This is a genomic window from Ferroplasma sp. Type II, from assembly GCF_000496155.1.
Genome location: NZ_KI542726.1, coordinates 1 through 5,204 on the forward strand (window position 1 = coordinate 1; position 5,204 = coordinate 5,204).

The 5,204-nt window shown below is 33.5% G+C and carries 7 protein-coding genes; 1 reads left to right on the top strand and 6 read right to left on the bottom strand.

From position 1 onward, the window contains the following. Positions 1–200: 200 nt before the first annotated feature. From AMDU4_RS07525 to AMDU4_RS07540, 4 genes are all read right to left on the bottom strand, one after another. The gene (locus AMDU4_RS07525; RefSeq protein WP_290704575.1) at positions 201–731 is read right to left on the bottom strand and encodes an IS630 family transposase; all 531 of its coding nucleotides are present in this window, start codon (positions 729–731) and stop codon (positions 201–203) included. A gap of 8 nt (positions 732–739) precedes the next feature. Continuing rightward, positions 740–1,237 carry a winged helix-turn-helix domain-containing protein gene (locus AMDU4_RS07530; protein ID WP_021787388.1) on the bottom strand — a complete coding sequence of 166 codons (498 nt, stop codon included), beginning with the start codon at positions 1,235–1,237 and terminating at the stop codon, positions 740–742. 107 nt (positions 1,238–1,344) lie between these two features. Then, positions 1,345–1,851: a hypothetical protein gene (locus AMDU4_RS07535; protein ID WP_290704563.1), complete on the bottom strand. Its 507-nt coding sequence runs from the start codon at positions 1,849–1,851 to the stop codon at positions 1,345–1,347. Next, positions 1,844–3,538 carry an AAA family ATPase gene (locus AMDU4_RS07540; RefSeq protein WP_021787390.1) on the bottom strand — a complete coding sequence of 565 codons (1,695 nt, stop codon included), beginning with the start codon at positions 3,536–3,538 and terminating at the stop codon, positions 1,844–1,846. Before AMDU4_RS07540 ends, AMDU4_RS07535 begins: the two co-directional genes overlap by 8 nt. 153 nt (positions 3,539–3,691) lie before the next feature. Here AMDU4_RS07540 and AMDU4_RS07545 point away from each other — a divergent pair, with 153 nt between their 5' ends. Beyond that, positions 3,692–3,850 (top strand): hypothetical protein, encoded by a 159-nt coding sequence (locus tag AMDU4_RS07545; protein WP_290704566.1) that lies wholly within the window; start codon positions 3,692–3,694, stop codon positions 3,848–3,850. Positions 3,851–4,019: 169 nt separating this feature from the next. Here the strand turns inward: AMDU4_RS07545 and AMDU4_RS07550 are convergent, their stop codons facing one another. Together AMDU4_RS07550 and AMDU4_RS07555 are read right to left on the bottom strand one after the other, a co-directional pair. Further along, positions 4,020–4,649: an MFS transporter gene (locus AMDU4_RS07550; RefSeq protein ID WP_021787391.1), complete on the bottom strand. Its 630-nt coding sequence runs from the start codon at positions 4,647–4,649 to the stop codon at positions 4,020–4,022. 19 nt (positions 4,650–4,668) lie between these two features. Further along, positions 4,669–5,204: MFS transporter (locus AMDU4_RS07555; protein WP_290704569.1), on the bottom strand; the 536-nt coding region annotated here is incomplete at its 5' end.

Sequence of the window (5,204 nt, forward strand, 5' to 3'; positions counted from 1 at the left end):
CCATGTTAATGTATTTAATATAATAAGTTATATTAATATTCCTCATTAAATAACCTAAAGATACATTTATTGCAATATAAGATACTTTTCCAGTTACGCTTATTAATCATATTTTTTATTTTCCTGAGGAATGGAATTTTTCTATTGGTATAAACCTACATTTTATACATAACGCCATAAGTATTGCCGTATATATGTCATTACTCCATATAGCAAAGCGTTCTTAAGATGCCGTTCTCTCCTTTCCATAACAGGAACTGCTTTGTCACAATCTTTATCACTTCGTTCAGGTTTGGAAAATACCGATTATGTAATCTCAATCTTTTCAGGAGTTTCCATACCCTTTCTATGGAATTCAGCTTCGGGGAATATGCAGGAAGGTAATCAAGAAACAGCAGTTCTTTATGCTTTTCCAACCACGGCAGGAAAAGTTTTGCATAGTGGTATTTTGCATTGTCAAGAATGATCTGCATCTTCTTGCCTTTTTCCCTCATGATAAGAACAGTGAGGAATTGCCTGAATGTTACGGCATTGAATCTACCAGATACCATGCCGACCAATTCACCTGTCCTGATATTCACAGCACCAAATACACTGATACCTTTCCTGGTTGGATACTGCAGTACGATTGGATCCTTGTCCTCAGGAGGTATCCACATTGCCAGCCTTGTTCCATGCTGGTAGAAATGGCACTCATCCAGTGACCATATGTCTGTATCTCCCCTTTTCAGACCTTCAGCTAGTTTTTTTTAAAAGCATCCTGCTTTTCAGAATCGCCTTTGGAGATCACCGGTCTGGGTTTCCTCCTCCTGAACTCCAGTCTGTGAAAGATCAGCTGGCATGTCCTGACGCCTATTTCCGTGTGGAACTTCTCGGAGATGTGGTGCATGAGGAGTTTCCCCTCCCACAGGTTCTGTTCATAACCGAATTCCCCGGGATTCTTCCTCAGGTCAGTGCTTATCATATTCATCTGCTGTGGTGTAAGTTTTGATCTCCTCCCGGATCTCTTTCCTTCCTTGAGGGCATTGAAACCTTTCTCGTTGAATTTCCTTACCCACCTCTCCATGTTTCTGGAATCTTCCCCGAGCATTCTTCCTGCTTCATAACAGCTCATGCCTTCACTTACGAGGAGGATTCCATGGAGCCTGTGATCATACCTTGATTCCCCTGACCGTGATATCTCATTCCGTATTGCTACAGACTGTTCCTTTGCGTTATTAATTTCAAGCTTCTTCATGGCTAAATAATGTTTGAGAATATTTAAACTATGCAGCAACAATTATTACTGTATGTATAATAGTCATGTAACAGACCATCGGAAAATAACAATAAAACGTATCACCATTAAAGAACTTTTAAAAAATTTCCAGATTCAAATAAATTTGAACAGCATGGTTTTAGTATAATGAAATCTAATTCGCTTTTTAAATGTGAGAGCTTATATTTTTGTTTTGTAAATATACTTTTATTTGCCTGCAGTATTGATATGGTTTCATTGGACACAAAAAATGTATAGCATTTATTGTTAAAAGATTTTGAAACGCCATTATTATACAATTTAAGTAGGCTCTCTAATATTTTCTTAGAACCGTTATATTTAGGTTCTATACTCTCAAAAATATTTTGTATTATTTCACCCTTATTTGTTGTATTACTAGTATTTTTTAGCTCAATAAAAAAGATTTGTTTACCTATAAATATTATATCACAATGTTTTAAACCGTTGTTTTTAAAGTGCTCTACGTTAAAAATTGCTGAGAAACTGGTTGGCAATTGTGCATAGCATTCATTTTCACCGAGTTTTGCCCATTCATTGTCCCCTTTTAACTTCTGAAAGTTAACTTCAGTCATTTTTATTTTCACCATTTTGGTCCTTTTGGGTTTTAGAAATAACACCAATGCTCCAGTTAAATAATCTATCTATGAAATCAGTAATTCCGGGTATTTCCTTTAAAATATCTTTATTATCTATTAACATAAACTTATCATCTTTATTAGAATAAAATTTAATGTCTATTTTTTTCTTATCATCAAAAACATTAATCAAATCGTTTAAATTATCTTGAGAAAATTGATTATTATATATAGCTTTAACAAGATTTTGAACATCATTTTTCTCTATATGTTGAGTTAGCAAGTAATTCATAACTATCACCAGCGTATCACTGTGCGTTGAAAAAATAATTTTAATATCTTTTTTCTTAGCTAAAGCTACCAGTAATATTCCCATTATTATTTGGGTACTAATATGAAGCTGTGCTTCGGGTTCTTCAATGATAATTAAATCTTTATCATTTGATGAAATAATAGGAAGCATTAATCCTGTTATTTCTTCCACCATGGCAGATGACAAATTTATATCAACAGACTTGTTATCACCAAAAAAGTATTTCAGGGCATTGGTGTTTGAATCTGATTTAATCTCGCCATTTATAATAAAATTAAATAAACTGATTAACTCATTTTGATCACTATTTAGTTTTTCTTTTCCAGCATCAAGCCACTTAAAATAACTTGAAAATGGTGCACTTTTTAAAACACTCAAATCTCTTAATATCGTCCCAGGATAATACAAAATTCTTTTCAATGAACTATTATATAATTGAACGATTATATTTCTTCCGTACGGAATAAATTTAGTTGAATTGATACCTGAAATATCGGAAATGGCCGATTTTATATTGTTTAATGAAAAATTAATTATAGATGCCCATATATGTTCAGAAACATTAGATATAATTATTCCCATATATGGGAAATTTTCAATAGAAGTATTTGAACTGGGAAAATCAAATCCTCGAAAAGCCATTCTATCATTGAGATATTCATCACTTGCCCTTGAAATTAAAAAAGTAACATCCACGCTTATACTTGTACCTGCTTTGCTAAAATTCAGCGAATTGACTGTAACAGTTAAGGGATTTCGCCTTAATTTATTCATTATATCATAATATTTTTGAGGTCCAAAATTTAAATTTCTCGCTATTGAATACATAAATTGTAATCCATTATCATTCTTTGAGTATTCGGAACCAAATATTGGTATTTCTGATATTGAATCGTCTATTATCGTATCCATTGATTTTCCATTAACCTTAATATTTGTTATATTACTAGAACCGGTATATTGCTTAAGAGTGTCTTTAAATACACCTTTAATCAATAATTTTAATTTTTCTAAATTAATCTTATAATTTATTTTTATATTATTTTTATACACTCCATGTGTCGAGCTGTTTTGTTTATTCGATGTAAAATCATTAATTACATCACTTAATTCTTTCTCTATTTCTTTATTCATATCATTCATAATTTTGTTCTCTAAAATCTCGTCCGACTTAACATGATTAATTAAGCCACCAAATTCTTTAAATCTATATTCATCAAGAAGTTGAAGAAACCAGTATATTGATCTAAGTGCATAACTTTTACCTGAATTGGGAAGTCCTAATATGGTAGTAATATTCTTAATATGTATAATTGATCTTTTAATAGGTCCTATATTTGTTATTTCAAATTCAATTTCATCGTTTTCCATATTAATACATCCTCTCCTCTCACTTAATAAATAAACTATATATTATAGTTTCTAGATTAGAAATTGCCATATTTTCGTTGATAATTTTAAAATTTCAAATATTATGATATAATCGCTTTAAGTAAAGATCGTACAAAGCTCCTAAGAGGAGTTATGATACTCAGGAACGAAGATGTTGCAAATGTACTCAATTTCCATGAACAATATTCCCTGACACTGCACGTCAGAGCGGTGAAACTGACCTGGATGATGAAAAAATGCTCAGAGGAACCCACTAAAAATTTTGTCCTAAAGCCTCATGAAATAACCTAAAGATACATTCATCGGACATACAGTTCCTGAGGAAGTCCAGAAAATAGACCTTTTAGTCGATCTAAAATTAAAGCCCTTCCGGAATACACCTGTTGGGGAAAATCCAAGAGCGTCGGTTCTTAGGGTAAAAGATGGTATGATAAGTATTTCTCAGAGAATAGTAATTTATTCACCGGGGATTTATGGGGGCGCCAGAGGGTGAACCGGGTTGCCTTGGTTTAAACAGTATGCTTAATGCGCCCCTGTTTCTCCCGCCACCTACTTCTTTAAGGCCACGGAACAGGAAAGACGAAATAAATCTACCACTGAATACAATGATATATGAAAATATAAGTGCAAGTTTCAGTGGAAAGAAATCTATAAACAAAGAAAGAAGGTATCCCCCAGTTAACGCTCCTGCAAAATAAATTGCTCCATTAAATCCATTGAGTATAGAAATATATTCGGCGTGGTGACCCTCCGGAACAACATCCAGTGTATAGGAGGTAAGAATGGAATTCTGAATTGAACCTAAAAAACCACTGTATATTTCAATTCCTATAAAAAGAGGAAAAGAATCGAAGAAGGCATACATTAATGGTATTCCACTTAACATAATCTTATTCAGGAAAATTAAAGGAATCCTGTTGATATTATCAATAAATTTTGCAATAAAGTACTGTGTAACAAGTGCCGATCCAATTGCCGCAATGGTGAGCAATGCCACAACTTTTAATGAAAAGCCCATAATTGTAACAATTGTTATGGGAAACATGGGCCAGGCCAGTGACCAGAAAAAAGACTGTACATTAGTTGCCATAAAATATTGATAGAATGTACTATTGTTTTTTAGGGTTTTTAAGGTGCCCTAGAAGATTTTTGCTCATTATTGATTTGCTTTTTTTCTCTGTGAGCATAAATCCTATCAAAGCAGATGCTATGTATGAAATCGATGCTGCTGTGAATGGAATAATAATATCCTTCCTTGAATTGCTGTCAAGCAGGAAAAAAATAGCTATCAAAGAGATAACTGTGCCTATAGATGCGATATTGGTTATTATAGAAAGAAAATGCCCCCTTTTTTCTGCAATATTATCGGCTATGAATGAGTACCAGTTCACGGTTATCATGGCTGAAAAAAGTGATATCAGTGCATAGAGGAAAATGAGATCCACTGGATTATAAGAATATGGAAGCATGTACCACAGAACAGCCAATATTACGCTTCCTAAAATTAGAAAGGGCGTTCGTCGCCCTACCCTATCACTAATACGTCCCCAGAGAATCTGCCCCAAATTGCTCAGTGAGTTAGATGATGATTGCAGCCAGCCCATTTCAACCGCCGATGCTCCTATCATAACTGCAAATACTCCCA

What these genes read in the sequence shown, in the direction of transcription:
- AMDU4_RS07540 (WP_021787390.1), bottom strand. Translation starts at nt 3,538, where the DNA reads ATGGAAAACGATGAAATTGAATTTGAAATAACAAATATAGGACCTATT.
- AMDU4_RS07550 (WP_021787391.1), bottom strand. Translation starts at nt 4,649, where the DNA reads ATGGCAACTAATGTACAGTCTTTTTTCTGGTCACTGGCCTGGCCCATG.
- AMDU4_RS07545 (WP_290704566.1), top strand. Translation starts at nt 3,692, where the DNA reads ATGATACTCAGGAACGAAGATGTTGCAAATGTACTCAATTTCCATGAA.
- AMDU4_RS07535 (WP_290704563.1), bottom strand. Translation starts at nt 1,851, where the DNA reads ATGACTGAAGTTAACTTTCAGAAGTTAAAAGGGGACAATGAATGGGCA.
- AMDU4_RS07530 (WP_021787388.1), bottom strand. Translation starts at nt 1,237, where the DNA reads ATGAAGAAGCTTGAAATTAATAACGCAAAGGAACAGTCTGTAGCAATA.